General features: G+C 70.3%; 28 protein-coding genes and 1 riboswitch. Of the genes, 15 read left to right on the top strand and 13 right to left on the bottom strand.

Translation table 11 applies throughout. The features are described 5' to 3' along the window. Window positions 1–62 precede the first annotated feature (62 nt). From OHA21_RS37975 to OHA21_RS37940, 8 genes are all read left to right on the top strand, one after another. Window positions 63–713: a DUF305 domain-containing protein gene (locus OHA21_RS37975; protein ID WP_328463464.1), complete on the top strand. Its 651-nt coding sequence runs from the start codon at window positions 63–65 to the stop codon at window positions 711–713. A gap of 173 nt (window positions 714–886) precedes the next feature. Beyond that, window positions 887–1,261: a hypothetical protein gene (locus OHA21_RS37970; protein WP_328463462.1), complete on the top strand. Its 375-nt coding sequence runs from the start codon at window positions 887–889 to the stop codon at window positions 1,259–1,261. A 167-nt stretch (window positions 1,262–1,428) separates the two neighbouring features. Beyond that, window positions 1,429–2,532 (top strand): PLP-dependent cysteine synthase family protein, encoded by a 1,104-nt coding sequence (locus OHA21_RS37965; RefSeq protein WP_328463460.1) that lies wholly within the window; start codon window positions 1,429–1,431, stop codon window positions 2,530–2,532. Further along, window positions 2,529–3,818: an MDR family MFS transporter gene (locus tag OHA21_RS37960; protein ID WP_328463458.1), complete on the top strand. Its 1,290-nt coding sequence runs from the start codon at window positions 2,529–2,531 to the stop codon at window positions 3,816–3,818. Before OHA21_RS37965 ends, OHA21_RS37960 begins: the two co-directional genes overlap by 4 nt. Window positions 3,819–4,087: 269 nt before the next feature. Further along, window positions 4,088–4,687, top strand: coding sequence for a CueP family metal-binding protein (locus tag OHA21_RS37955; RefSeq protein ID WP_328463456.1), 600 nt, complete (start codon window positions 4,088–4,090; stop codon window positions 4,685–4,687). 378 nt (window positions 4,688–5,065) lie between these two features. Continuing rightward, a complete protein-coding gene (locus OHA21_RS37950) occupies window positions 5,066–5,272 on the top strand; it encodes a heavy-metal-associated domain-containing protein (RefSeq protein ID WP_204299584.1) in 207 nt (68 codons plus the stop codon). Between the two features lie 2 nt (window positions 5,273–5,274). Then, window positions 5,275–6,252, top strand: coding sequence for a hypothetical protein (locus OHA21_RS37945; RefSeq protein WP_328463450.1), 978 nt, complete (start codon window positions 5,275–5,277; stop codon window positions 6,250–6,252). A 12-nt stretch (window positions 6,253–6,264) separates the two neighbouring features. Beyond that, window positions 6,265–8,529, top strand: a complete 2,265-nt coding sequence (locus OHA21_RS37940; protein WP_328463448.1) for a heavy metal translocating P-type ATPase — start codon at window positions 6,265–6,267, stop codon at window positions 8,527–8,529. A 95-nt stretch (window positions 8,530–8,624) separates the two neighbouring features. Here OHA21_RS37940 and OHA21_RS37935 read toward each other — a convergent pair whose 3' ends face one another. Further along, entirely contained in the window at window positions 8,625–9,212 is a 588-nt protein-coding gene (locus OHA21_RS37935; protein WP_328463446.1) for a C40 family peptidase, read from the bottom strand. A 6-nt stretch (window positions 9,213–9,218) separates the two neighbouring features. Beyond that, window positions 9,219–9,345: riboswitch (cyclic di-AMP (ydaO/yuaA leader) on the bottom strand. Between the two features lie 444 nt (window positions 9,346–9,789). Here OHA21_RS37935 and OHA21_RS37930 point away from each other — a divergent pair. After that, complete coding sequence (locus OHA21_RS37930; RefSeq protein ID WP_328463444.1) at window positions 9,790–11,001, top strand: flagellar M-ring protein FliF C-terminal domain-containing protein; 1,212 nt, start codon at window positions 9,790–9,792, stop codon at window positions 10,999–11,001. A gap of 15 nt (window positions 11,002–11,016) precedes the next feature. Here the strand turns inward: OHA21_RS37930 and OHA21_RS37925 are convergent, their stop codons facing one another. Beyond that, window positions 11,017–11,316: a metal-sensitive transcriptional regulator gene (locus OHA21_RS37925; RefSeq protein ID WP_122980656.1), complete on the bottom strand. Its 300-nt coding sequence runs from the start codon at window positions 11,314–11,316 to the stop codon at window positions 11,017–11,019. A 120-nt stretch (window positions 11,317–11,436) separates the two neighbouring features. On the opposite strand from OHA21_RS37925, the gene OHA21_RS37920 reads away from it, so the two are divergent. Next, window positions 11,437–11,841: a hypothetical protein gene (locus tag OHA21_RS37920; protein WP_328463440.1), complete on the top strand. Its 405-nt coding sequence runs from the start codon at window positions 11,437–11,439 to the stop codon at window positions 11,839–11,841. A gap of 240 nt (window positions 11,842–12,081) precedes the next feature. After that, a complete protein-coding gene (locus tag OHA21_RS37915) occupies window positions 12,082–12,798 on the top strand; it encodes an alpha/beta fold hydrolase (protein WP_328463438.1) in 717 nt (238 codons plus the stop codon). Between the two features lie 127 nt (window positions 12,799–12,925). Here OHA21_RS37915 and OHA21_RS37910 read toward each other — a convergent pair whose 3' ends face one another. Both OHA21_RS37910 and OHA21_RS37905 read right to left on the bottom strand, forming a co-directional pair. Next, the gene (locus OHA21_RS37910; RefSeq protein WP_328463436.1) at window positions 12,926–13,204 is read right to left on the bottom strand and encodes a heavy-metal-associated domain-containing protein; all 279 of its coding nucleotides are present in this window, start codon (window positions 13,202–13,204) and stop codon (window positions 12,926–12,928) included. A 47-nt stretch (window positions 13,205–13,251) separates the two neighbouring features. Further along, the gene (locus OHA21_RS37905; protein ID WP_328463434.1) at window positions 13,252–13,536 is read right to left on the bottom strand and encodes a metal-sensitive transcriptional regulator; all 285 of its coding nucleotides are present in this window, start codon (window positions 13,534–13,536) and stop codon (window positions 13,252–13,254) included. Window positions 13,537–13,714: 178 nt separating this feature from the next. Between OHA21_RS37905 and OHA21_RS37900 the strand changes: the two genes are divergently transcribed. Together OHA21_RS37900 and OHA21_RS37895 are read left to right on the top strand one after the other, a co-directional pair. Further along, window positions 13,715–15,142, top strand: a complete 1,428-nt coding sequence (locus OHA21_RS37900; RefSeq protein ID WP_328463432.1) for an MFS transporter — start codon at window positions 13,715–13,717, stop codon at window positions 15,140–15,142. Between the two features lie 105 nt (window positions 15,143–15,247). Further along, a complete protein-coding gene (locus OHA21_RS37895) occupies window positions 15,248–15,940 on the top strand; it encodes a hypothetical protein (RefSeq protein WP_328463430.1) in 693 nt (230 codons plus the stop codon). Between the two features lie 228 nt (window positions 15,941–16,168). On the opposite strand, the gene OHA21_RS37890 is transcribed toward OHA21_RS37895, so the two are convergent. Then, window positions 16,169–16,558: an ArsR/SmtB family transcription factor gene (locus OHA21_RS37890; RefSeq protein ID WP_251801594.1), complete on the bottom strand. Its 390-nt coding sequence runs from the start codon at window positions 16,556–16,558 to the stop codon at window positions 16,169–16,171. Between the two features lie 80 nt (window positions 16,559–16,638). Here OHA21_RS37890 and OHA21_RS37885 point away from each other — a divergent pair, with 80 nt between their 5' ends. Then, window positions 16,639–17,046: a four-helix bundle copper-binding protein gene (locus OHA21_RS37885; protein ID WP_328463426.1), complete on the top strand. Its 408-nt coding sequence runs from the start codon at window positions 16,639–16,641 to the stop codon at window positions 17,044–17,046. A 336-nt stretch (window positions 17,047–17,382) separates the two neighbouring features. After that, window positions 17,383–17,973: a DUF305 domain-containing protein gene (locus OHA21_RS37880; protein WP_328463424.1), complete on the top strand. Its 591-nt coding sequence runs from the start codon at window positions 17,383–17,385 to the stop codon at window positions 17,971–17,973. Between the two features lie 15 nt (window positions 17,974–17,988). Here OHA21_RS37880 and OHA21_RS37875 read toward each other — a convergent pair whose 3' ends face one another. The 8 genes from OHA21_RS37875 to OHA21_RS37840 form a co-directional block, all read right to left on the bottom strand. After that, a complete protein-coding gene (locus OHA21_RS37875; RefSeq protein WP_328463422.1) occupies window positions 17,989–19,521 on the bottom strand; it encodes a tyrosine-type recombinase/integrase in 1,533 nt (510 codons plus the stop codon). 137 nt (window positions 19,522–19,658) lie between these two features. Continuing rightward, window positions 19,659–21,044 carry an MBL fold metallo-hydrolase gene (locus OHA21_RS37870; protein ID WP_328463420.1) on the bottom strand — a complete coding sequence of 462 codons (1,386 nt, stop codon included), beginning with the start codon at window positions 21,042–21,044 and terminating at the stop codon, window positions 19,659–19,661. A 41-nt stretch (window positions 21,045–21,085) separates the two neighbouring features. Beyond that, on the bottom strand, window positions 21,086–21,457 hold the full coding sequence (locus OHA21_RS37865) for a rhodanese-like domain-containing protein (RefSeq protein WP_328463418.1): 372 nt from the start codon (window positions 21,455–21,457) through the stop codon (window positions 21,086–21,088). A 130-nt stretch (window positions 21,458–21,587) separates the two neighbouring features. After that, the gene (locus tag OHA21_RS37860; RefSeq protein ID WP_328463416.1) at window positions 21,588–22,364 is read right to left on the bottom strand and encodes a sulfite exporter TauE/SafE family protein; all 777 of its coding nucleotides are present in this window, start codon (window positions 22,362–22,364) and stop codon (window positions 21,588–21,590) included. Window positions 22,365–22,425: 61 nt separating this feature from the next. Next, window positions 22,426–23,016, bottom strand: a complete 591-nt coding sequence (locus OHA21_RS37855; protein WP_328463414.1) for a rhodanese-like domain-containing protein — start codon at window positions 23,014–23,016, stop codon at window positions 22,426–22,428. An 18-nt stretch (window positions 23,017–23,034) separates the two neighbouring features. Then, a complete protein-coding gene (locus OHA21_RS37850; protein ID WP_328463412.1) occupies window positions 23,035–24,429 on the bottom strand; it encodes an MBL fold metallo-hydrolase in 1,395 nt (464 codons plus the stop codon). Between the two features lie 32 nt (window positions 24,430–24,461). Then, a complete protein-coding gene (locus OHA21_RS37845) occupies window positions 24,462–24,770 on the bottom strand; it encodes a rhodanese-like domain-containing protein (protein WP_328463410.1) in 309 nt (102 codons plus the stop codon). 103 nt (window positions 24,771–24,873) lie between these two features. Further along, window positions 24,874–25,143, bottom strand: a complete 270-nt coding sequence (locus tag OHA21_RS37840) for a metal-sensitive transcriptional regulator (protein ID WP_328463408.1) — start codon at window positions 25,141–25,143, stop codon at window positions 24,874–24,876. Window positions 25,144–25,346 lie beyond the last annotated feature (203 nt).

The following is a 25,346-nucleotide window of genomic DNA, read 5'->3' as shown; positions in this document are numbered from 1 at the left end:
TCTGCGGTCGTGTCGAGGCGTTCGCGCGTACCCGAAAACCTGCCGAAAGGTTACGACCCGCGATGATGCGTCATTCCCAGCTGCCCACCACCGTGCTGCGCCGCGGCCTGCTCGCCGGCGCCGCCGTCACCGCCACCCTCGTGCTGTCTGCCTGCGGCGGCAGCGACCACTCCTCGTCCGGCACCGGCATGAACCACGGCGCCACCACCGCCGCTTCGCCGGCCGCGTCGGCGGTCGGCACGTTCAACGACGCCGACGTCACCTTCGCCCAAGCGATGATCCCGCACCACCAGCAGGCCGTGCAGATGGCCGACATGGCCGACGGCCGCGCCGCCGACGCTGAGGTCAAGCAACTCGCCGGCAAGATCCAGGCCGCGCAGCAGCCCGAGATCGACACGATGACCGGCTGGCTGACCGCCTGGGGCAAGCCCGCCCCGGAACCGCACATGAGCATGGGCTCCGGCATGGACCACGGCTCGATGCCCGGCATGATGACCGACGCCGACATGAAGAAGCTCGAGGACGCCAAGGGCGCGGCGTTCGACAAGCACTTCCTGACCATGATGATCAGCCACCACGAGGGCGCCATCGAGATGGCCCAGACCGAGGTGGCGCAGGGCTCCAACCCCGAGGCCAAGGCCCTCGCGCAGAAGATCATCACCGATCAGCAGGCCGAGATCGCCGCGATGAAGACCATCCTCGAACGCCTCTGATCCCGTCGATCACGGGGCGGCCAGGCGTGACGCGCCTGGCCGCCCGGCCCGCGTTCGGGATCGCACAGGGTGTGCGGGAGACGGAGTGGCAAGTCCGCGAAACCCGGCGGAACGAAACGGGTCTTTGGTACTTTTGCCGCTTGGCTTCGTTGGAACGCCGAGCGGGAAGGGCCATGTTCCAGCTGATCGTGCGGATGACCACCATGGCGTTGCTGCTGCTCTGCGGCGCCATGCTCCATCACGTGCCCCAGCATGCGCACCACGCCCATCCCGCGACCGCGGCGGGCCCGCAGGTTGCTGCCTCGTCATCGGGTGACGACACCGAGTGCACCGCAGTAACGGCGGAACAAGAGCATCTCGCGCATCCCTGCACCCCGGTGGCGCTCCTGCAGCAGCCCTCCTTCGGCGATGTGGATCTTCCACTGGTCGCGGCATCTCCCACTACCGACGACGCCCTCACCGCTGCCGCCGCTGCGGCTGACGCGGCCCACCCTCCCGGCAGGCAGCGGCACACCGTGCTGTCGCTGACGAGCGTGTATCGGAGCTGACAGGTCCCGCACGCGCCGCCCCGGGCCAACCCTGCCGCTGCGCAGGGCCCGGTTTCGGTCGGCGACATGCCTCCGTGACCTCTGCTCACCTCCGCACCTGACGTCCACCACTGTGGGCGCCGGGTGTCGGACCACGTCTGCGAAAGCGGCTACCCACGATGATCGACGTGACGTTTCCCCGGCTTCACCGCCGGCCTCTTCCCGCCCAGCTCGTCTCCAGTTCCACCTGCCACCACCTCGACCAGCTCGTCGGCAACACCCCGGTCCTGTGGACCCGCGACATCACCGCCACCACCGACTGCGGATTCTGGGCCAAACTTGAAGGCCACAACCCCGGCGGCATCAAGGACCGGCCCGGCCTGCACCTGATCCAGCGCGCCCGTGAACGTGGTGTCCTCGCCGACGGCGCACCGATCGTGGAGTCCACCTCCGGCACCCTCGGCCTCGGCTTGGCGTTGGCCGGGCTGATTCACGGCCACCCGGTCACCCTGGTCACCGACCCCGGCATGGAGCCACCGCTGCGGAACCTGCTGACCGCCTACGGCGCCCGTGTCGACCTGGTCGACACGCCGCATCCGACCGGCGGCTGGCAGCAGGCCCGCCGCGACCGCGTCAATCAGCTGCTGGCCGAGCGGGGCGGGTTCTGCCCGGACCAGTACAACAACCCCGACAACGTCGACGCCTACCAGAGCCTCGCCCTGGAGCTGGCCGCGCAGCTCGGCCGCGTCGACGTGCTGGTGTGTAGCGTCGGCACCGGCGGGCACAGCGCCGGCACTGCCCGGGTGCTGCGCGAGTTTTTCCCCGACCTGCGGCTGGTCGGTGTCGACGCGTGCGGCTCCACCATCTTCGGTCAGCCGGCCCGGACCCGGCTCATGCGCGGGCTCGGTAGCAGCATCCACCCGCGCAACGTCGACTATCCGGCCTTCGACGAGGTCCACTGGGTCGCCGCTCCGGAGTCGGTGTGGGCCTGCCGGAGGCTGGCTGGCGGTCATTACGTCAGCGGCGGGTGGAGTGTCGGCGCGGTGGCGCTGGTCGCCTCCTGGCTGTCGCGGACCCTGCCCGACGACACCCGCATCGCCGCGATCTTCCCCGACGGGCCGCACCGCTACGCCGACACCGTCTACAGCGACGACTACTGCCGTCACCACGATCTGCTCGGATCGGCTCCGGCTGCCGACCCGGACGAGATCAGTCATCCCTACGAGCGGGAGGTGCGGCGCTGGACGCGCTGTACCCGGGTGATCGACCCCACCAGCGAGGGCGCGCTGTGACCGGCACCCTGGGCCAGATCCGGTCCTTCAACCGGCCGGTGCAGTTGCTGCTGGTCAACCAGCTGACCATCAACATCGGCTTCTACATGCTCATGCCGTACCTGGCCGGCTACCTCACCGGCGACCTGGCCATGGCCGCTTGGGCGGTCGGCCTGATCCTGGGCGTACGCAATCTCAGCCAGCAGGGCATGTTCCTGATCGGCGGCACCCTCGCCGACCGGTACGGCTACAAACCGCTGATCCTGGCCGGCCTCGGCCTGCGCGTGGCCGGGTTCGCCTTGCTCGGCCTCGCAACGAGCGTGCCCCTGCTCATTGCCGCCTCGGTGCTGATCGGTCTGGCCGGGGCGTTGTTCAACCCGGCGGTCCGCGCGTACCTTGCCGCCGAATCGGGCGAGCGTAAGACCGAGGCGTTCGCGGTGTTCAACGTCTTCTACCAGGCCGGCATCCTCGCCGGGCCGCTGATCGGCCTTGCCCTGCTGACCGCATCCTTCCGATGGGTCTGCGCCGTCGCCGCGGTGCTGTTCCTGCTGCTGCTGATCGCCCAGGCCCGCGCCCTGCCCGCCCGGCACGCCTCGGTCGGCCCGGACGGCGGCAGCGCGACCGCGGATTGGCGGCAGGTGCTGCGTCACCGGGGTTTCCTGCTGTTCTCCACCGCGATGATCGGCTCCTACGTGCTGAACTTCCAGGTTTACCTCGGCCTGCCCATCGAGGTTCGCCGGGTGACCGGCTCCGAGACTCCGGTGGCGATCCTGTTCGCCGTGTCCGGGCTGCTCACCGTGGCCGGGCAGGTCCGTGTGACCGCCTGGGCCAAACGCCGGTGGAGCCCACCGAAGGCCATCGTCCGTGGCCTTGCTTTGATGGCCGTCGCGTTCCTGCCGCTCGCCGCCACCGCCGCGATCAGCCCCGCGATCGGCGCGGGCCCGTGGCACACCGCGCTGGCGCTGACACCGGTGTTGCTGAGCACGGTGCTGCTGACGGTCGCGACGATGATCGTGTACCCGTTCGAGATGGCCACCATCGTCGAGTTCGCCGGGCAACGGCTGGTCGGCACGTACTACGGCCTCTACAACACCCTGGCCGGTGTCGGCATCGCCGCGGGCAACCTGCTGACCGGGGCCGCCCTCGACACCGGCTCCAGGCAGGGCTGGCCCGCCCTGCCGTGGCTGCTGCTGACCGCCACCGGCCTGCTCGGGACCGCGGCCGTCGGCTACCTGTCACGTGCCGGGCACCTGACCACCGCACCCGGCGCGGCGGCCGGCACTCGGCGCGACGCCGCCACCGCGTAACCCGCTGATCAGCTCGGTCTCGGGCGGGCTGTCATGTCGGCAGCCTGTCCGAGACCGGGCGACCGCTGCTCGCCGGGGAACGGAGTGCCGTTAGGTCCGCAGCCGAGTGCCGCCGCCTTCACGATGGCGCACCGCCCGCACGGCAAGAGCCAACAGTCGGCTGTGTGCCTGCCGAGCCGCCGTCCCGAAGCCGGGAGAGCGGCCTGTTCTGGTCCTGACCTGCACGCCCCGTCAACCGTGTGACTGACTGCCGATGGAGAATTGTGAGTATGAAGCGGCTCTTTCTTGTAAGTGTGGTGTCGGTTCTGACGATGGCCGGTTGCTCCGGCACCGGTGGCTCTGCGCCCGTCGCCGGTCCGGCCGCCGCGACCGTGACGTCGTCGGCTGAGGCGCAGCCGCTGCTGACCCGCTATGGCTTGGCGGGCAAGAGCACGGTGGAGGTCATCGACCAGCTCGACCGGTTGGACCTGCAGCAGCGCCCTGCCGGGTTGAAGGCGTCCGTGCGGGCCGGTGAGCTGCTGATCTCCGACGGCGGGCAGGAGTACAGCATGCCCATCCCCGCCGACCGGTTCTACCTGTCGGCCGGCCCGTACCTGCAGCAGACCCACGACTGCTTCTTCCACGCGCCCACCGGCTGCAAGGGGGAACTGGCCGGCAAGCAGGTGCAGGTCAAGATCGTGAACGATGCCGACGGAACGGTGATGGTGGACGAGTCGCGCACCACCTTCGCCAACGGCTTCGTCGGGTTCTGGTTGCCGCGCAACATCACCGGCACCCTTTCGATCACCTCGGACGGCAAGACCGCCGAGTCGAAGATCAGCACCGGCGCAGACGACCCGACCTGCCTGACCACGCTGCGACTCGCCTAACCATCGCGCGGGCCGAGCTCAACCTGGGGCCAAGTCCGCTCGCTGACCTCCTCCTCGCCGGTGCGCTCCTCGCCGGCGAGGATGGCCGACCGTGCGGGCGTCGACGCCATCCGGATCCGGTCCGCGTGGCGTGCCCGTCGACCGGTCCGGCCAGGCGGGCACGGCTGACCAGCGCGCCAACAGACGGTAGGGCCGCGGTGTGCTGCCGGTTAGCCACCGGGCCGACGGGAACCTGCATGGCGGGCATGTTGTGGCGCCGGCGCCGAAAGCGTGCAGCGCATCACCACCCCGGACTCTTGATACCCTAGGGGGGTATGGGTATGGTTATTTGTGGGCGACGACGTCCCGCCGCTCACGTCCAACGGCAAGGAGATCGTGATGGCTACCCAGACCTACACCGTGACCGGCATGACCTGCTCGCACTGCGTCAACTCCGTCAGCGCAGAAGTCGGTGCGATCCCCGGTGTCACCGACGTCCAGGTCGACCTGGCCTCCGGCACGGTCACCGTCACCAGCGACCAGCCCGTCGACGAGACCGCGGTGGCCGCGGCCGTCGACGAGGCCGGCTACGAACTCGCGAGGTAGTCATGAACACCGCCATCAAGCTGGGCGGCTTCGGGATCGGGCTGGCGGCCGTGTTCACGGTCGCTCTCGGCCTCGGCGGCTTCTTCCCGGCAGCCGCACCCGCCACCCCGGCCGCCCACGACGGCGGCCACACCGGCACGCCACCCGAGCGGAAGGCCGCACCGGCAGCGGTGCTGCCAGCCGGGCTACAGATCAGCCAGGACGGCTACCGGCTCACCCCACTCAGCGGCAGCCTGTCGACGGGCACACCGGAGCCGTTTCGGTTCCAGATCACCGGCCCGGACTCTCGGCCGGTCACCGCCTACACGACCAGCCACGACAAGGACCTGCACCTGATCGTGGTCCGTCGTGACCTGTCCGGCTTCCAGCACGTACATCCGGAACTCGGCAGCGATGGCACCTGGTCGATCCCGCTCGCCGTACCCGCTGCCGGGCAGTACCGGGTCTTCGCCGACTTCCAGCCCGCCGGCCACGACGGGCTCACCCTCGGCGCCGACGTGCCCGCCCCCGGTGACTACCAGCCCACCCGGCTTCCCGCGACCACCCGGACCACGATGGTCGACGGCTACACGGTCACCCTGACCGGCGACCTCACGCCTGGCGCCTCGTCGAAGCTGACGCTCGCCGTCAGCAAGGACGGCCAGCCGGTCACCGACCTGCAGCCTTACCTCGGCGCGTACGGCCACCTGGTCGCGCTGCGCGACGGCGATCTGGCGTATCTGCACGTGCACCCGGACGGCGCCCCCGGCGACGGCCGCACCACGCCCGGCCCCGACGTCGCCTTCCACGCCGAGGTGCCGTCCAGTGGCGCCTACCGGCTGTATCTGGACTTCCAGCACGACGGGAAGGTCCGTACCGCCGAGTTCACCGCCGTTGCCGGAGCTGTCCCGGGCGCGCGGAGCTCTGCGCCGGCCACGGCCGCTGTGTCTGCCGCACCGAGCCCGTCCGGGCACGGCGCCGATGGCCACACCCACGACTAGGAGGAGAGCGTCATGGCAACCGTCGCCGGGCCGCTGCCCGTGGCCCCGAACCAGATCGAGCTGGCGATCGGCGGCATGACCTGCGCCTCCTGCGCCGCGCGGATCGAGAAGAAACTCAACCGCATGGACGGCGTGGTCGCGACCGTCAACTACGCCACCGAGAAGGCCAGCGTCGCCTACCCCGACGGTGTGAGCGCCGAGGATTTGATCGCCACCGTCGAGAAGACCGGCTACACCGCGACGCTCCCGCCGCCACCGCAACAGCCCGGTGACGACCCGGCCGAACACGCGCAGCCGGTCGACGAACTGCGCGCGTTGCGGACCCGGCTGTTCACGGCGATCGCGCTCAGCGTGCCGGTGGTGCTGCTGGCGATGGTGCCGGCCTGGCAGTTCACCTACTGGCAGTGGCTGTCGCTGACGCTGGCCGCGCCGGTCGTCGTCTGGGGCGGATGGCCGTTCCACAGGGCGGCCTGGACCAACCTGCGTCACGGCGCCGCCACCATGGACACTCTCATCTCGATGGGCACGATCGCAGCGTTCGGCTGGTCGCTGTGGGCGCTGTTCTTCGGCACCGCGGGCACGCCCGGCATGACGCACCCCTTCAGCCTCGACATCGGCACCACCGACGGCGCCGGCGCCATCTACCTGGAAGCCGCCGCCGGCGTCACCACCTTCATCCTCGCCGGCCGCTACTTCGAGGCCCGCTCCAAGCGCCGTGCCGGCGCCGCCATGCGGGCCCTGCTGGAACTCGGCGCCAAGGACGTCGCGGTGCTGCGCGACGGCATCGAACGGCGCATTCCGGTCGCCGACCTGGCAGTGGGGGACCGGTTCGTGGTCCGGCCGGGCGAGAAGATCGCCACCGACGGTGTCATCGAGGACGGCACCTCGGCCGTGGACGCGAGCATGCTGACCGGCGAGTCCGTGCCGGTCGAGGTCGGCCCCGGCGATCCGGTGGTCGGCGCGACCGTCAACGCCGGTGGCCGGTTGATCGTGCGTGCCACCCGGATCGGTGCCGACACGCAGCTTGCGCAGATGGCGAAGCTGGTCGAGCAGGCCCAGACCGGTAAGGCCGCCGTCCAGCGGCTCGCTGACCGGATCTCCGGCGTGTTCGTGCCCATCGTGATCGGCCTCGCCGTCGCCACGCTCGGCTGGTGGGTGGGCACCGGCTCCGGCTGGACAGCCGCGTTCACCGCCGCCGTCGCCGTACTGATCATCGCCTGCCCCTGCGCACTCGGCCTCGCGACCCCGACGGCACTGCTGGTCGGCACCGGCCGCGGCGCGCAGCTCGGCATCCTGATCAAAGGCCCCGAGACCCTCGAGTCGACCCGGACCGTGGACACCGTCGTGCTGGACAAGACCGGCACCGTCACCACCGGCCGGATGAGCCTGGTCGACGTGGTACCCGCCGACGGCGTCGACCGTGAGCAGCTGCTGCGCCTGGCCGGGGCGGTGGAGGCCGCCTCCGAGCACCCGATCGCCCAGGCGATCGCCGTCGCAGCAGCTGACAGCGCGCCGCTGCCGCAGGTGGTCGGATTCGCGAGCACCGAAGGCCTCGGTGTCACCGGCACCGTCGACGGCCACACCGTGCACGTCGGCCGTCCGGCACTGCTTCGCCAGGCCGGTCTGACGGTTCCCGCCGACGTCGAGCGGGCCGTCGCCGCCGCTCACGCGGCGGGGCAGACAGCCGTGGTCGCGGGTTGGGACGGTCAAGCCCGCGGTGTGCTGGCCGTCGCCGACACCGTCAAGCCGACCAGCCGGGCTGCTGTCGCCCAGCTGCGGGCGCTGGGTCTGTCGCCGGTGCTGCTCACCGGCGACAACGAGACCGTCGCCCGGGCCGTGGCCGGACAGGTCGGCATCGACGAGGTGATCGCCGAGGTGCTGCCGGCCGACAAGGTCGACGTGGTCAAGCGGCTGCAGGGACAGGGCAAGGTCGTGGCGATGGTCGGTGACGGTGTCAACGACGCCGCCGCCCTGGCCCAGGCCGACCTCGGGCTGGCCATGGGTACCGGCACCGACGCTGCGATCGAGGCGTCCGACCTGACCCTGGTCCGCGGTGACCTGATGGCAGCCGCGGACGCGATCCGCCTGTCGCGGCGCACCCTGCGCATCATCAAGAGCAACCTGTTCTGGGCGTTCGCCTACAACGTCGCGGCCCTGCCGCTGGCCGCGGCCGGGCTGCTCAACCCGATGATCGCCGGCGCGGCGATGGCGTTCAGCTCGGTGTTCGTCGTCGCGAACAGCCTCAGGTTGCGCCGCTTCACCAGCATCACGAAGTAGGGCGTACGACAGCGCCGCCTGCACCTCCGCCAAGGACGGGTGCAGGCGGCGCTGTTCGATGCCCGGAACAGTGCGCGGTCGGTTGGGGAGCCGACTCAGACCAGGCGCCGGACCACGTAGTTCTTGCTCCAGATTTTCTGCTTGGTGACCGTCTTGCCGGTTCGCGGCGCGGCCCACATCTTGCCGCCACCGGCGTAGATGCCGGCGTGCGTGCCCTTCGTGCCCTTACGGATGACGATCAGGTCACCGGGGCGGGCGCTGGACTTGGCGACGGCCTTGCCGTACCGCTGCTGCAGGTGGGCCTTGTGCGGCAGCTTCTTGCCCGCGGCCTTTTTGTAGACGTACATCGTGTAGCCGGAGCAGTCGAACCGCTTGGGGCCGGCGGCGCCGAACTTGTACTTCTTGCCCTTGTGCTTCGCCGCTTCGTTCATGACCCGGTTCGCGGCCGCCTTGGACGCCGCCGCCTTGGACTGGGCGGCCTGGGACGCCGCCGCCTTGGCGGTGATGCCGGTCTGGCTGAACGCCACGCTGGTCTGGGAGGACACCTGTGTGGTGGCGACCGTCGCGGCGGAGGCGGACTGTGGTGTGCCGAGCCCGCCGGTCAGAAGACCGAGACCCACGGACAGGGCGAGAGTGCCGACTCCCAGGGTGCGGGTGGGCCGGCTCAGGGTGCTTACGCGCACGGTGAAGGAATCCCTCCGGCACGCCTGCGAGGTTAGCTGTCGGATTCGGGCGCGAAGGTTGCCCGGCCGCACGCTGGCGGCTTCACCCCAAGGTCCTCATGTCCCGGCCGCCGCAGTGCGGCGTGCCGGTCGAGGACCGCTCGTGGTTCCCCCGTCCCTGCCCCCGATTGCCTCATGACTCGTCATGCGGGTTGTGCCGCCGGACCGGGGCAGGGTTCGGCGTGGTCCAGGTCGGCACGACCGGCGAGCCTGTGCCCGCCGCCCCTCCTTGATAGCCCAGTCGGCGCCGATCCCGGCTCCCGGAGGTGATCACACTCAGTGACTGGCGTGTCGGGACGTGTCCGATTTGGAAGACCGGTGCGAGGTTTGTCGACACGGGCTGCTCATGCATGGCGAACCGAGAGTGTTTTTGATCTGTGAAAGGGAACACTCCATCTCGTACGTGGCAGCTGTGGGTGGCCCCGGCAGTGTTCCCCGGTTTGTCGCGTCCGACGCGACTGCCGGTCGGTCGATCGTGGCCGACCGTCCGACGCTCGCCGCCCGAACCGATGGCCATCCCTGAAGCAAGGGGTCAGGTGTGAGTGCCCGGATGGTGTCCGTTGCGGCGACGACCTCGCCCAAGGCGGTCGGTGCGCCGATACAACCGAGCTGCAACCACCGGACCTTTCAACCGGCCGTGCCGTCGAGCGATGAGGCAGACCCGATCAACCGCATCGCCCGACCACGAAGTCTCACCCATGATGGCGGCCGATCGGCGTTCAAAATCTGTGAGAGGCAGGCTGTGAGAAATCGCTTCGTCCCGTCTGCCCCGGGCACGGGCACGTCGCCCCGCGGCGGGCGTGCCGGGAGGCTGATCGTCGCGCTCGTGGCGCTGACCCTGGCCGGAGGCGCGAGTTTCGGCGCTGCGCCCGCATACGCGGCCACCATGGCGCAGCGGCAGGCGATCGCGGGTGGCTACACCGTTTCGCCGGCCACCGGCGGCTTCACCCGGGCGGTGCTCGCCGCTGATGCCACCACCGCGGCCTTCCAGGACCGCTTGGACGACGCTTTGCAGCACATGCTGGACACCGTGCTCGGCCCCGGCCGCTCGACGGTCACCACCAACGTGGAACTCGACCTCGACCAGGTCGCGACCTCCAGCACCACCTACCAGCAGGATCCGTCCGCCGGCGCTCTGTCCGAACGGATCAGCGAGCGCTCCTACATCGGCGACAACGGCGGCACCCGGCACGACAGCAGCAGTGCGTCGCGCGTCAACGCCCTCGACGAACTGCACGAGACCCGCCGTGAAGCCCCCGGCGACATCATCAGACTGAGCGTCGCCGTCGTCGTCGACGAAGCCGCCGCGGCGAACCTCGACCTGGCTCAGGTTCGTGAACTCATCGCCGTAGCCGCCGGTGTTGATGCTGGCCGCGGCGACCGGGTGACGGTCGCCGCCATGCCCATGCGCACCGCTACAGCCACTCCCACCGACAACGCCGTCGCGCAGCCCGGCATCGAATCCCCTGCCGCGCTACGGACTGCACTCATCGCCGCGGTTCTGATCCTGTTGACTTGTGCCGCGCTGCTGGCCGTCGGCAAGCAACGGCGCCGGGCCGCGGCGGCCTCGGCGGCAGCCGACCGGCGAGAGCTGCTCCGTGCCCAACTGCACGTCCAGCGCACTTCGGTCCCGGCTGCGGCAATCGCTACTGCACTCGACGAGGACAGGCGGCAGCAACGGGCGGTCGGGTCGATCGACCCGGCGCAGGCCGCGCAGCAGCTGCGAGAATGGATCGACCCCGGTCGGTAGGAACGGGCGGCCGGCTCAGGACTTCACGAGGCGGGCGATCGCCGCGCTCGCCTCCTTGATCTTCGCGTCCACGTCGCCCTCCGCCGCGGCGTGGACCACGCAGTGCCTCAGGTGATCTTCGAGCAGGCCGACGGCTACCGCGTGCAAGGCGCTCTTGGCGGCCGAGATCTGGGTCAGGATGTCGATGCAGTAGGTGTCCTCGTCGACCATCCGCTGCAGTCCGCGGATCTGCCCCTCAACCCGCTTCAGCCGGGCCATCAGTGCCTGTTTCTCCGCCGAATACCCGTGCGGACCGGCCGGTTTCGCCTCACTCATGCCGTGCAAGATACCCGGCACCGGTATCAGCCGGTGCGGCTGCGGACACGTCCCGGCAGTCGCCGCGCCCGCCGGAGTGACCCGGCGGCCACCGAGCCCGCGATGTCGTAACCTGGCCCGGTGAGCCGATCCCGCCCGCCGGCAGCCCTGTGGCTGCTGCGCTGGCTGCTGGTCGTGATCACCCTGTCCGGTGTCGGGCTCGTGCAAAGTGCACACTGCGCCGACGGGCCGACCGGCGCACATGATGCGGGGCATTCGGCTACCGCAGGGCATCACCACGGCGTTTCGGATCACGGCGTGGCGGCGACCGGGCAGCACGTCACGGCAGGCCGGACGGCAGACACCACAGCCGGGCACTGCGAGGTCAGCGCCCCTGTCGCCGAACCCGCCGTGCGAGCCGGCACCGTCGCGCTTCCGGCGATGACCGCCTGCGCCGATACCAGCGCACCCCGTACGGCGGTGCCACCGATCGCGTCCCGGGCACCCGCCGTCGCCCTGACCCAACTCGGTGTAAGCCGCATATAGGACACCGCGCACGCCCACGCATCCCGGCATCGCCGGATGCGCGCTCGTGCCTGCTCGGCGGCCCGGCATACGTGGCCGTCACGCCCCCGCCCGGCGGTGGTGTCCACCTGTTCCCTGCGCGGAAAGCCGAACCCTCGTGAACCTTCACGCCCTCCCCGCTGCCCTGCTCACCCATCAGCGCCAACCCCAGCCGCATCGCTCGAGCGGCGGCCGCCACCTGCCGGACGCGGGGGCGCTGCCGTGACCGAGACCCTGCCGCCGCTGCGCACCACCCGCCTGTTCGACGCCGCCGGTGGACGGTGGTGCTTCGACCTGTGGGCCGGGACCGGCCGGCCGGTCGTCTTCATCCCCGCGGTGCTGTTCGACCGGACATGCTGGTGGCCGACCGCGGCCGACCTGCGCCCGTACGCCACCGTCGTCGCCGTCGACCTGCCCGGGCACGGCGGTTCACCTGGCCGGGACCGTTACGAACCCGACGACCTCGTCGACGATCTGGCCATGCTCGTCGACAGCCTGCAACTGCGGCGCGCCCCGGTGATCGTCGGGCACGGCGCGTCAGCGACGCTGGCGGCCCTGTTCGCGGCACGCTACGCCACCCACGCCGTGGTAGCCGTCGACCCGATACCCGCCGCGGGCCTGTGTGCCGACGTCGACACCTATCTGCGCGGCCTGCAGCTCACCGAGATCCCCGAGCAATACCGCGGCCTCGTGCGAACCTCGCATGACCCGCGCCTTTTGGCCGCCTACGCGACCGGTCTGCGGCACGGGCGCCCGGCGACCGCCACGATCGGCGTCACCCCGACCCGGCTCGCCGTGCACAGCCGGCCACCGTCCGAGCCCGAGACGGATCCGCAAGCCGCCGGCACGTGGCGACAGGAAATCTACGACGTTCCGGGCAGATTCGCGTCCCTCGCCGCAGGCCGCAGGTTCATCACCGACCTGCGGACACTGCTGTGACGCGGCACTGGGGGCATGCCGAGCTGGTCGCCCGCGCGCAGCGCCGCTGATCAGCGGAAATGAGGACGTCCCTTGGCGGGAGAGCGGACGGCGTGCCCTCCCGCCAAGGCCGTACTGACGCCTTCGGTCAGCGCACCAGCTGATAGCCGGCTGCGGCGACGGCCGCAGCCACGCTGTCATCGTCGAGCGCCGCGGCGCTGGTCACCGTGACCGCGCCGGTGACGACGTCGACGCTGACGTCACGCACGCCGGGAACATCGGTGAGTTGCTGACTGACCCGGCTGGCGCAGCCGCCGCAGGTCATCCCGGCGACCTGGTACATCGTTCGGGTGCCGTCCGGCGTCGTCGCCGGCTCGGTGACCGGGGTCGTGGTGGCGCAGGCGCAGGCGGTGTTGCTGCCGCACATCGGCTTCTCCTTGCTGTCGTATGACCGGTACTGAGCTGGGGAGCAGGTCACGCCCGCACGAGGCGGGCGATGGCGTCGGAGGCTTCCTTCAGCTTCGCGTCGGCGTCCGGCCCGCCCTCGCGGGCCGCGTCGACGACGCAGTGCGCGAGGTGGTCGTCGAGCAGCCCGAGCGCCACGGTCTGCAGTGCCTTGGTCGCGGCGGACACCTGCGTGAGGATGTCGATGCAGTACGTCTCGTCGTCGACCATGCGCTGCAGGCCACGGATCTGGCCCTCGATCCGGCGCAGCCGCTTCAGGTAGTCGTCCTTGTCCGTGATGTAGCCGTGAGCCATGACCCGGCTCCCTCCAACCGTCGCTACCGTACCCCCCTAGGGTATCTCGGTAAAGCGGCACGTCCAACGCTGTGACGCGGAAGCCAATCGACGCACCCCCTTGACCTCCTATACCCCCAGGGGGTAACAATGACGCCGTAAAGCAGATACCCCCTGGGGGTACCAAGGAGGTTCGGTCATGTCCCGCAATCCGCACCGGTGGTGGGCGCTCGCGCTCATCGCCCTCGCCCAGTTCATGGTCATCATGGACACCTCGATCATCGGTGTCGCCCTGCCGAAGATGCAGAACGACCTCGGCTTCACCCCGAGCAATCTGTCCTGGGTCTTCAACGCCTACGTCGTCGTCTTCGGCGGCCTGCTGCTGCTCGGCGGCCGCCTGTCCGACCTGTACGGCGCCCGCCGCATCTTCGCCACCGGCTGGGCCGTCCTGCTCGCCGGGTCCGCTGCCGCCGGGCTGGCCGGCACCGTCGAACTCGAGCTCGCCGCCCGCGCCGTCCAGGGCGCCGGGTCCGCCCTGATCGCCCCGTCCGCGCTGACCCTGCTGATGATGCTGTTCGGTGACCGGCCCGCCGAGCTCACCAAGGCGCTGGCCCTGTACGGGGCGGCAGCGCCGGCGGGCGGCACCGCAGGGGTGTTCCTCGGTGGCGTCATCACCGAGTACGTCAGCTGGCCGTGGGTGTTCTACCTCAACATCCCGATCGCGTTGCTGGCCCTGATCGCCACTCCGGCGCTCATGCCCTCCGGCGGTAAACGGCCCGGCAGCCTCGACCTGGCCGGCGCTCTCACCGTCACTGGCGGCTTGGCCGCCGCCGTCTACGCCATCGTCCGCGCCCCGGAGGTCGGCTGGAACTCCGCCTCGACCTGGCTGACCCTCGCCGGTTCTGCGGTCCTGCTCGCAGTGTTCCTGCTCATTCAGGCGCGTCGTCGTCAGCCGCTGATGCGGCTGGGTATCTTCACCAGCCGCAACCTGACGGCGGCGAACCTCGCCCAGCTGCTGCTCGGCGCGGCGTGGATCCCGATGTGGTTCTTCCTCAACCTCTACCTGCAGCAGGTCCTCGGCTTCAGCGCGTTCCCCAGCGGCGCCGCGCTGCTGCCGATGACCGTTCTCATCATGGTCGGCATGATCGTCCTGGCCCCGCGCGTCATCGGCCGGTTCGGCACCAAGACCACCCTGGTCGCGGGTCTCGCGGTGCTGGCCGCCGGTCTGGGCTGGCTCGCTCTGATCCGCCCGACCGGCAGCTACCTGACCGACGTGCTGCCCGCCTCCCTGGTCGCGGCCCTCGGCATGGCGCTGGCGTTCATCCCGTCGCTGGGCACCGCTCTGTCCAGCGCCCGCCCGGAGGAGGGCGGGCTCGCCTCCGGCATCGTCAACACCAGCTACCAGATCGGTTCCGCCCTCGGTCTGGCCGCCATGACGGCGCTGGCCGCAGCCAACGGCGCTGACGCCCTCGGAGACCCGGCCGCCCTCACCGGTGGCTACTCGGCAGCCCTGCTCGGCGCCGCCGGCATCGCCCTTGCGGCCGCCGTCCTCGCCGCGATCACCCTCACCGGCCGCGACGGCAAGCCGGCCGCCACGCAACCCGAGAACACGCCGGCCACCCGATGACCACCGGGTGTGCTGTCCCAGCGCTCCGCCGGAGCCCTCTCGGCTCCGGCGGAGCACCGGCCCCCTGCCCCACCCGCTTACCCGTGACCAAGAGAGGCGATCGAGATGCCCACTCTCCTGACCGGCACCAGTACCGAGCTGACCCACGCCACCGCGTCCAGCGGCAGGGCAAGACGAGCCGCCCGCGCCGGACTATGGGCACTACCGGCCTACGGATTACTACTCGGTTTGAGTACCTGGACCCACCAGCCGTCGATCGACGACTTCGACGCCTACGCCCGCTATGTCACCACCGAGGTGTTCTTGATCAGCCATCTCGGCGCGAGCATCTTCGGCGCAGCTCTGGCCGTCCTTGGCGCTGTCGCGGTCACCGTGCTGATCGCGCATGGCCGCGCCGCCCGTACCGCCATCACCGGATTGGTCCTGACCACGGTCACCAACGTGTTCCTGGCCTCGACCTTCGGCAGCGCCACCTTCGTCCAGCCCGGCATCGGCCGCGCCCACCTCGCAGGGGCGCCCGGGATGCCGGCCCTCAACGCCGACACCGCCTACGGGCCCACGTTCTTCGTCGTCGCCCTGACCGCCACGTTCTTCCTGATCGTGTCCGCGATCGTCCTCGGGACCGCCGTCGCCCGCACCGACCGGCGGCTGCGCTGGCACGGCATCGCCTACGCCGTCCTGCTCCCGGCCTTCGCCGTCACGGGCTTCGCGCTGCAAGCCGCCCAGCCGTGGACCGGCTTCGCCCTCGCCGCCGCAACCATCGCCCTGGCCGTACAGCTGAACCGGCTTGATCAATGACCATTGCGACCGCATCCCGGTAGAACCCGTCCGTATGCCACTCAGGCGTCGGGAAACCGCGGCGAACGGCGTCGGCCTGGTCGGCGAACATGACCCCGCGTTACGCCGGTAGCTCATCGATGTCCTACGCGGCGTCGAAGCTGACGGGCGATGCTCGGCCTTACCCACTCCACTCCACGATCTACGGCACGCCACGGCATGCATCGGCTCGACCACCGACCTGCATGGCTACGGATCGGTGCGGTGGGTCAGCTCGATGAGGCGGCGCAGGCAATGCTCACGTAACGGTTCAGGGAAGTCGGCGGCGAGCCGGTAGTAGATCACTCTGCCGGCGCGGCGGGTGGTGACCAAGCCGGCGCTGCGCAGCATCCGCAGTCCGTAACCGGTGGCGTCCATGCTGCTTTGCAGAGCGAGAGCGAGGTCACCCACGCACAGCTCCTCGACCGTGTCGAGGGCGTAGATGATCCGGGCACGGGTCGGGTCAGCCAGCATCCGTAGCAGGGCCGTCAGGCGCTGCGCGTCATCGTGGCTGATCAGCCGCGCCCGGGCGGCGGCCACCCGACCAGGGTCGACCGGATGGCTGTGCTCGGTAGCCGGCCGTTGTTCGGATGACGACATCAAAACCTCCCGCCTTCGGCGTTACCCGCGCACTCGTACGGGTATGCGGTCGAAGTCCCATCCCTGACGTGGAGGTCGTCATGACGAGCACCACCCTGCCCATGCTGGAGACCTACCCGCAGTCCATCAACCTGGACCGGCGCAAGCTGGCTGCCACCATCGATGCGCTGATCGCCTGCAGTGAGGCGTGCACCGCGTGCGCCGACGCCTGCCTGAGCGAAGGTATGGTCGCCGAGCTGACCAAGTGCATCCGTACCAACATGGACTGCGCCGACATCTGCGGTACGACCGCGCGGGTGCTCTCGCGGCACACCGGCTACGACGCCAACATCACTCGCACCCTGCTCGAAGCGTGCATCATGGCCTGCAAGTCCTGCGGCGACGAGTGCGCCAGCCACGCCGACATGCACGAGCACTGCCGGATCTGTGCTGAGGCGTGCCGGTCCTGTGAGCAGGCCTGCCAGGACCTGCTGGCCACCATCGCCTGACCCGCTCGAACCGTCAGACCTCAGAGAGCTGGCACGTCAACCGGCTCGCCGGGGCGCGGTGACCCTCGCCGCCACGCTGATGCCCGCGGGCTACAGCGCTCCACCGTCGTGCCGGTCCCCCGCCTCGGTACCGATCATCGCCGCCCCGGCCGTGGCATTGGCCGTCACCGTGCCGGTCAACCGGGGCACCGGTCCGCCACAGCACGCCACTCGTCGATCGAATGGCTCGCCCGAGCGCCGGTTGACGACGATCAAGCCCGAGGCAACCGGAAACGGACCGCCTCGCCATACGGAGGAAAGTCAAGACCTCGCGACGAAGGAACGGAGCCCGAAGCGGTGATAGACACGCAGAACGCAGACAAAGCCGGCCACGGCGGCGGGAAGTCGCACGACAAGAAGATGTACCTGCGGTTCGGAGCGATGATCTTGACCGCCATGGTGGTCATGTACGCCACGATGTTCGTCAGCAGCTGGCAGTGGGGCCATATCCGGTTCAGCGAGAGCCGGGTGTTCATGGCGCTGACCATGGGCGGCACGATGGGCCTGATCATGCTCGGCTACATGCTCAACATGTACCGCAACACCAAGGCGAACCTGGGCGTCGTCGCGGTGAGCTTGCTCCTGCTCGGCGGAGGCGTGTTCCTCGACCGCAGCCAGACCACAGTGCAGGACAGCGGGTGGATGAACTCGATGATCCCGCACCACTCGATGGCCATCACCCGCTCCGAGTACGCCGAAATCTCCGACGTGCGGGTCTGCGAGCTCGCGAGGCAGATCAGCAAGGCTCAGCGCGAAGAGATCCTCGAGATGAAGTGGCTCGTGGAGGACATCGAGCGCAACGGCGTGGCGGCGACCGCACAGGAGGCGCAGGCCCGGCCGGTTCCCGCTTTCGAGGAGCACGCCGATCGCCAGTGCGCGACAGAGTGAGCGAACCTCAGAAGATTAGGGGTTCAGTCCCTTCGGGCGCACAAGATTTAGTCGGGTCTGAACTGCGGAAACGTGGGTCAGGCCCCTCTTGTTGTCCGGCCTTGTTGAACGGTGGGTGTCAGTTGGGTGCCACATGGGTGTCATCACTTTCCGTGACGGATTGGGTTGCGGCGAGCGCGTGACCTGCGGTTGCGCTTCTTGGCGGTGGGCCGTTTCGCCGAAGGTGTTTGCTTTTCGTGGCGTCCGGCGGGCCGGTTCTTGGCCGTCTTTTCCTTGATGCGTTTGCGGGTGTGCCGGGCCGCGGCCAGGACCAGGGCGGCGGTAGCGTCGGCGCTGGGAATCGGGGAGCACGCTGGTGTAGGTGTCGGCGGTGACCACGATGCTGGAATGCTCGAGCAGATCCTGAAGCGTCTTCAGATCTGCGCCGGCCTCGTGGGCCAGGGACGCAGCGCCGTGCCGCAGGTCATGCAGCCGGACCGGCGGCAGTCCGGCACGTTCGGTGAGTTTCCGGAATCGGGTCGTGGCGTAGTTCGGGTTGATCGGCTCGCCGTCTTTGCGGGTGAACACGTATCCGGAGTCGGTCCAGAACTTGCCGGCGGCGTGTCGCCGGTCGCCGAAGTTGCGTTGTCGGCTGCGGTGGGCGCGCAGAATGCTGACGGTGTGCTTGTCGAGGGCGACGGCCCGGCGTCCGGCGGCGGTCTTCGGGTCACCTTCGACCACGGTGTAGCCGGCGGTGGTGCGCTGCCGCTCAACGAACAGCAGGCCGCGGTCGAGGTCGACGGCCGCCCATCGCAGGCCGCAGAGCTCGCCACGTCGCAGGCCGCGCAGGGCGGCGAGCCACCAGAACGCGAACAGCGAGTCCTCGGCGTTGGCTTCCAGGAAGGTGGCAAGCTGTTTCGCGGTCCAGACCGCCACTGACGGGTGTTCGCCGGTGCGTTCCCAGGCTTCGACGCGGCCGTCGGTCCAAACCTGGGCATGCGGGCGCCGGTAGCCGTGGATCTCGATGTGCCGGGCCGGGTTCGCGCCGATCAACTCTTCCCGGACGGCGAGGTTGAGCGCGGCGCGCAGGGTGCGCAGGTGGTTGAGCGCGGACGGCGACTGCGGGAGCCCTTTGGCGTTGGTGGTCTGCGCGATGTCGGCGAACACCGCCCGCAGCAGCGGCCCGTCGAGGTCGGAGAGCCGGTAGTGGCCGAGGTGGGGGATGAGGACGAGTTCGACGTCGCGGGTGTAGTGCAGCCGGGTGGTGGGCCGGATCCGGGTGCGGGTGTCGAGCCAGTGCCGTAGCCACCGTTCGACGGTCCAGCCGGCGCCGGTGCGCCGCGCAGCGCTGTCGGCCAGGGTTTTGTCGCGGGCTTGCCGGGCGGCGGCCTGTGACGGGTAGCCGCCGCGGCGGATGCGCTCGGAGCGGCCTAACAGGTTCGGAGCGGAGCAGTGGAAGTACCACGAGCCGTGACCTCGCTCGCTCAGGCGCGGGCAGTTCTGTTCCAGCCGCTGGCCTCGGCTGTTGCGGCATCCGCATCGTTTGAAGGTCTTGCCTGTCGTGGTCATCGCTGTCCTCCGCCGTCGCGCTTGTTGTATCGAGCGTGATGCCTGCGGGTGCTGTGCAGGATTCCCCTGGCGAGGGACATGAGCGGGTCGTGCCGCCGGCGCGGGCCCGGGGTTTGGCCCCGCGCCGGTGACGAACGTCAGACCGCGGCGGGTGCGGTGGCCAGTTGCCAGGCTGCGTAGCCGCCGAGCAGGTCGGAGACGTCGGGGTGGCCGGTGGCGCGCAGCAGGCTGGCGGCAACGGAGGAGCGGTAGCCGCCAGCGCAGTGCATGACGACCGGCCGGTCGGTGGGGATTTCGGTGAGCCGGCGGGGCAGTTCGGCCAGGGGGATGTGCGTTGAGCCGTCGATGGCACCGTGTTCGCGTTCGCCGGCGGTCCGGACGTCGAGGATCACGGGTGGTTGCGGGTTGTCGAGGGCGGTGCGCAGGTCGGCGGCGGTGATGCGGCTGGCGCGGGTGAGTTCTGCGGCCATCTGCGGCAGGGTGGTCTCGGGTTCGCTCAGGTAGCCGAGGACCTGGTCGAAGCCGATGCGGGCGAGGCGGATGAAGATCTCTTCGGCGCGGTCGGGGTCGGCGACGACGAGCAGGGTGTCGCCGGGTTGGGCGACGGTGCCGGCGGTTTCGGCGAACCGGCCGTCGGCCGGGATGTTGAGTGCGCCGCGCAGGTGTCCGGCAGCGTAGTCGTGTGGGTCGCGGGCGTCGATCACGAGGGCGCCGGCGGTGCGGGCGGCGGTGAAGTCGGTGACGGTGAGCGCCTGTGGTGCGGTGGTGTGGTCGAACAGGTCGCGGGCCTGGCGGTTGAGGGCGGCGTCGAAGGCGAAGTAGCCGGGTGCGGCGGGCTGTCCGGCGGTGACCAGATCGAGGAACTGCTCGACGCTCATCGGGGCGCAGGCGTAGTTGGTGCGGCGCTGCTCGCCGATGGTGGACTGCCGTTCGGTGGACAGGTTCTTGCCGCAGGCGGATCCGGCGCCATGGGCGGGGAACACCCGCACCTCGTCGGGCAGGGCCATGAGTTTGTGCTGGACGCTGTCGTAGAGCATGCGGCCGAGTTCGTCGGCGGTCACCCCCGCGGAGGCGAGCAGGTCCGGGCGGCCGACGTCGCCGATGAATAGCGCGTCGCCCGTGAGCACGCCGTGCGGCACGGAGTCGGTGGCGTGTTCGAAGACGAGCACGCTGATCGACTCGGGCGTGTGGCCGGGGGTTTCCATGATCTGCAGGGTGACGTCGCCGAGGCTGATGCGTTCGCCGTCGGTGAGTTTGCGGATCTCGTATTCGGTGTCGGCGCGGTGGCCGTAGCCGATCCAGGCGCCGGTGGCGGCGGCGACTTCGAGGTGTCCGGCGAGGAAGTCGGCGTGGAAGTGGGTGTTGATGACACCTTCGATGGTCAGGCCGTGGGTGCGGGCGTCGGCGAGGTATTCGCCGATGTCGCGGCGCGGGTCGACGAGCACGGCCCGGCCGGTGGTCTCGTCGGCGATCAGGTACGAGGCCTGTGACAGGCAGTCGAGGTAGTACTGCGTGAACAGCATGGTCTTCTCCCGTGGCCGGTGGTGTGAGGTCTCGGAGTGGGTCAGACGAGCCGGCCGGGTCGGCCGCCTTTGGCCTGCAGCGGCAGTCCGGCGCTGGTCCAGGCGCGCAGGCCACCGGTGAGGTCGTGCACCTGCCGGCCCTGGCGGGCGAGCAGGGCGGCGGCCTGCAGGGAGCGAGCCCCGGACCTGCAGACCGTGATCACGGGCAGGCCGGCGGGCAGCTCGGCGAGCCGGGCGGACAGCTGCCCGAGGGGGATGTGCCGGGTCCGTGGCGCGTGCCCGGCACGCCATTCGGCTGGTTCGCGCACGTCGAGCAGCACCGCCCGGTCGGCGACCAATGCGGCCGCCTGCTGCGGCCCGACGGACTGGTATGGCTTGCGGAACAGCTTGGTGAGCAGCGCGGCTATGGGCATCGGGTTCCCCTGGGTGCGTGGCTGGCGTGGGACGTACGGGCCTGACACTCATCCCATCGGATACCCCTGGGGGTATCTGAGAAAGGTGGGTGTGGCCTGCGCCATCCCGGGATCTGCCGGGGACGGTGGGTCAGGCCGTGACGGGGTTGATGATCGCCTGGATGGCGACGAACGCGGCGATGGCGATGACGAGCCAGGCGAAGGCGCGTTGCAGCTGTCGGGTGGGCAGCCGGGTGGCGATGCGGCCGGCGGCGAGAGAGCCGGTGATGGCGGCGAGGGTGAACGCCGCGGCGATGCGGTAGTCGATGGCTGCGTCGCCGGCGTGCGCGGCGAACCCGGCCGCTGAGTTCACCACGATGATGACCAGCGAGGTCGCGACGGCGGCGGGCATGCTCAGGCCGAGCAGCAGCACGAGGGCCGGGATGATCAGGAAGCCGCCGCCGACGCCGAACAGCCCGGTGAGGAAGCCGACCCCGAGGCCGGCGGCGATGGATTTGGGCAGGCAGCCACGCCAGTTGATCCCGCCGCCGGGCAGGGCGCAGTCGCCGCCGCAGTCGTCGGTGCCGCCCAGCATCCGCCACCCGGCGACCACCATGAGCACCGCGAAACCGGCCAGGACCAGCCGTGGGTCGAGCAGCCGGTTGACCGCGGCTCCGGCGAACGCCGCCGCGGCTCCGGTGCCGCCGACGATGGCGGCGATCCGCCACTGCACCAGCCCGGCCTTCAGACGCGGGAGCAGGGCGGTGGCTGACGAGATGCCGACCACCAGCAGCGAGGTGGGCACGGCCGCGGCCAGGGTGAGTCCGGCGCCGTAGACCAGGGCGGGGACGGCGAGGATCGAGCCGCCGCCGCCGAGCAGGCCGAGCAGGATCCCGATCAGCGCCCCGAACCCGACAGCGGCGATCACGATGGGTTCCGGCCCGCACGGGCCGGCCGGAAGCCGATACCGCGGTGACAGTGCATCGCCTCTACCGCCGGTCGCCGGTCAGAGCGGTGACGACCTGGTCGAGGTCGGTGCGCGGGCCGCGGTTGTAGGGCAGCTTGGCCAGCAGCATGCCCATCGCGCAGGTGTTGGTCAGCGCCGCAACCGTCAGGCCGGCGCCGATGAACGCGGCCACCCACTTGATCGGCTCGGCCAGGGTGCTGGCGAGCACGGCGAGCAGGACGATGCTGCCGGCGACGAGGCGGACCTGCCGTTCCAGGTCCCAGCGTGGTGTGCCGGTGGTGACCGGGGCGTGGGCGGTTTGCCAGGCGGTGATGCCGCCGGTGAGGACCCGCAGGTTGGGCAGCCCGGCGCCGGCGAGGGCTTGTTCGGCCTGGGCGGCGCGTTGCCCGGAGCGGCAGACCAGCACGACCTGCTCGTCGAGGTGGTCACGTAGTTCGTCGCGGTGTTCGCGCAGCAGGTCGAGTGGGACATTGTAGGAGCCGGGGATGTGTGCGGTCTCGAACTCGGCCGGGGTGCGCACGTCGATCAGCCGCGGCGCGTGGCCGGTGGAGAGCAGGTGTTGCAGGGCGGGGACGTCGAGGGCGGCTGGGGTGCCGGTCGGCGAGGTGGTCATGGGGTGTGGTGCTCCTGTTCAGTGTCCGGGGACGATGGGCAGACCGGCGCCGGCGGCGTCGGCGTAGGCGTCGTCGATGTGCACGACGTGGCGGCCGGCGCGTTGCAGCAGGCTGGTGGCGGCTGCGGCGCGGTAGCCGGAGCCGCAGTGCACCCACACCGTGCCCGCGGGCACGTCGGCGAGCCGGTGGGGCAGGTCGGGCAGCGGGATGTGCACGGCGCCGTCGATGTGGTCGGAGCGCCACTCGTTGCTCATCCGCACGTCGAGCAGCACATCCGCCTCGGGAAGACCGTCAGGCGCGGTGCCGGTGCGGGCTGCGGCCAGGTCGGCGAAGGTTGCGGTGGTGAGTTGGGTGAGGCGGGTGTCGTCGCCGCCGGCCCACTGCTCGGGGTCGCCGGTGGCCGCTGCGGCGGGCCGGTCGATACCGATGCGGGCCAGTTCCCGCTGGGCGTCGGCGACCTGCTGCTCGCTGTCACCGAGCAGGGTGACCGGGGCACCCCACGGGGCCATCCAGCCCAGCCACGTCGACATCGGCCCGTCCAGGCCGAAGCTGAGCGTGCCGGCCAGGTGCCGGTGCGCGAACGCCTTGCGACTGCGCAGGTCGACCACCCACTCGCCGGCCGCTATCCGGGCCGCGAGTTCGGCCGGGTCGGCGGCGGCCACCGGGGTGAGGTCGATCAGGTCAGCGCCTGCGGTGTTGCGGGCGCCCATGTGCGCGTAGTACGCCGGATAGGCGTCCAGGCCGGCCAGGGTCTCCCGCACGAAGTCGTCGGTCTCCAGGCGCAGCGCCGGGTTGGCGGTACGTTCCCGGCCGATCGTCGACTCCGGCGCGTCGGACTGAGTGGCGGAGCAGAAGCTGCCGAAGCCGTGGGTGGGCCACACCTGCGCGCCGTCGGGCAGCAGGTCCGCCAGCCGCCGCACCGAGGCGTGCTGGTGCTCGGCGAGGGTGTGGGCGTGCTGCTGGCCGAGCAGGTCGGTGCGGCCGGTGGTGCCGAACAGCAGCGACCCGCCGGTGAACACCCCGACCGGCCCGGCGGCGCTGTCGAGGACGTAGGACAGGTGGTGGAAGGTGTGCCCGGGCGTGGCCACCACCCGCAACCGCATCCGGTCGGACACGGTGATCTCGTCGCCGTCGGCCACCGGCCGCCGCTCGAATCCGACCTCGTCATCCGCGGCCACCAGGTAAGTGGCGCCGGTCAGCTTCGCCAGAGCGAGGCCGCCGGAGACGTAGTCGTTGTGCAGGTGCGTCTCGGCGACGTGCGTGATCCGCACGCCGAGCCGCCCGGCCAGGGCCAGGATCCGGTCGATGTCACGCTGCGGGTCCACCACGATCGCGACCCGCCCGTCATGGGCCAGGTAGGAGCGGTCACCCAGGGACGAGGTCTGCACGACCTCCACGCTCAGCTCAGTCATTGCACTCTTCTCCTCGCTCGGATGGCCGGTGGTCAGCGGCCGGTCTCGACCGGATGCCCGGCGCGCTGCCATGCCTCGGTGCCGCCGGCTAGCGACTGCACCCGGGCGCCGGCCGCGGCCAGCATCTGCGCGGCGGTCAGGCTGCGAGCACCGGAACGGCACACCGTCACCACGTCCTGCCCGGCATAGCGGGCGGCGACCGCGTTCAGCTCGTCGAGCGGCACGTTCACCGCGCCCGGCAGATGGCCCTCGGCGTACTCGCCGGGCCCACGGACATCCAGCAGCACCCCGTCGGTGCCGGCCTGGTGCAGCTCACCAACCGGGATCTGTCGTACGGTCACGATAAAACTCCAATCAGTGTATACCCCTGGGGGTATGCAAGAGACACAGTGCGGCCAAGGTCTCATCGTCCCGCCACCTCCGTAGGCGGCGAGGATGATTCGATCAGGAAAGGGAAAGGAACAGCTTCTCGAGTTCCTCGTCGGTCATCGGCGGCTCCTCGCCGCGCTCGCGGGCGGCCTGGCACTCGCGCATACCCGTCGCGATGATCTTGAAACCGGCCCGGTCGACGGCACTGGACACGGCGGCCAACTGGGTGAGAACCCGTTTGCAGTCGTCACCGTTCTCGATCATCGAAATGACTGCGCCGAGCTGCCCCTGCGCTCGCTTCAGCCGGGTCAACGCATCCCTGAGCAGGACCGGACTCATCTCCATGGGGTACCACCTCCATTGCAAAGATACCCCAGGGGGTATTAGAGGCCGGGCCGCCCCTCGTGTGAGGGCATAGGTCAACCGGCTGCGTTGTTGGCTGTCGCCAACCGGCGGTCCGCGTCTTGCGGAAGAGCCACGGCGCCCGTCGGTCGCATTGCCAATATACCCCCAGGGGTATGGTTGGCGGCAAGGTGACTTGAATCCCT

Origin of the sequence: Actinoplanes sp. NBC_00393 (genome assembly GCF_036053395.1) — a bacterium.
In the GTDB taxonomy this organism is placed as follows: domain Bacteria; phylum Actinomycetota; class Actinomycetes; order Mycobacteriales; family Micromonosporaceae; genus Actinoplanes.
Note: the sequence above shows the minus strand (reverse complement) of the source record. Positions and strands in the feature narration are given on the sequence as shown.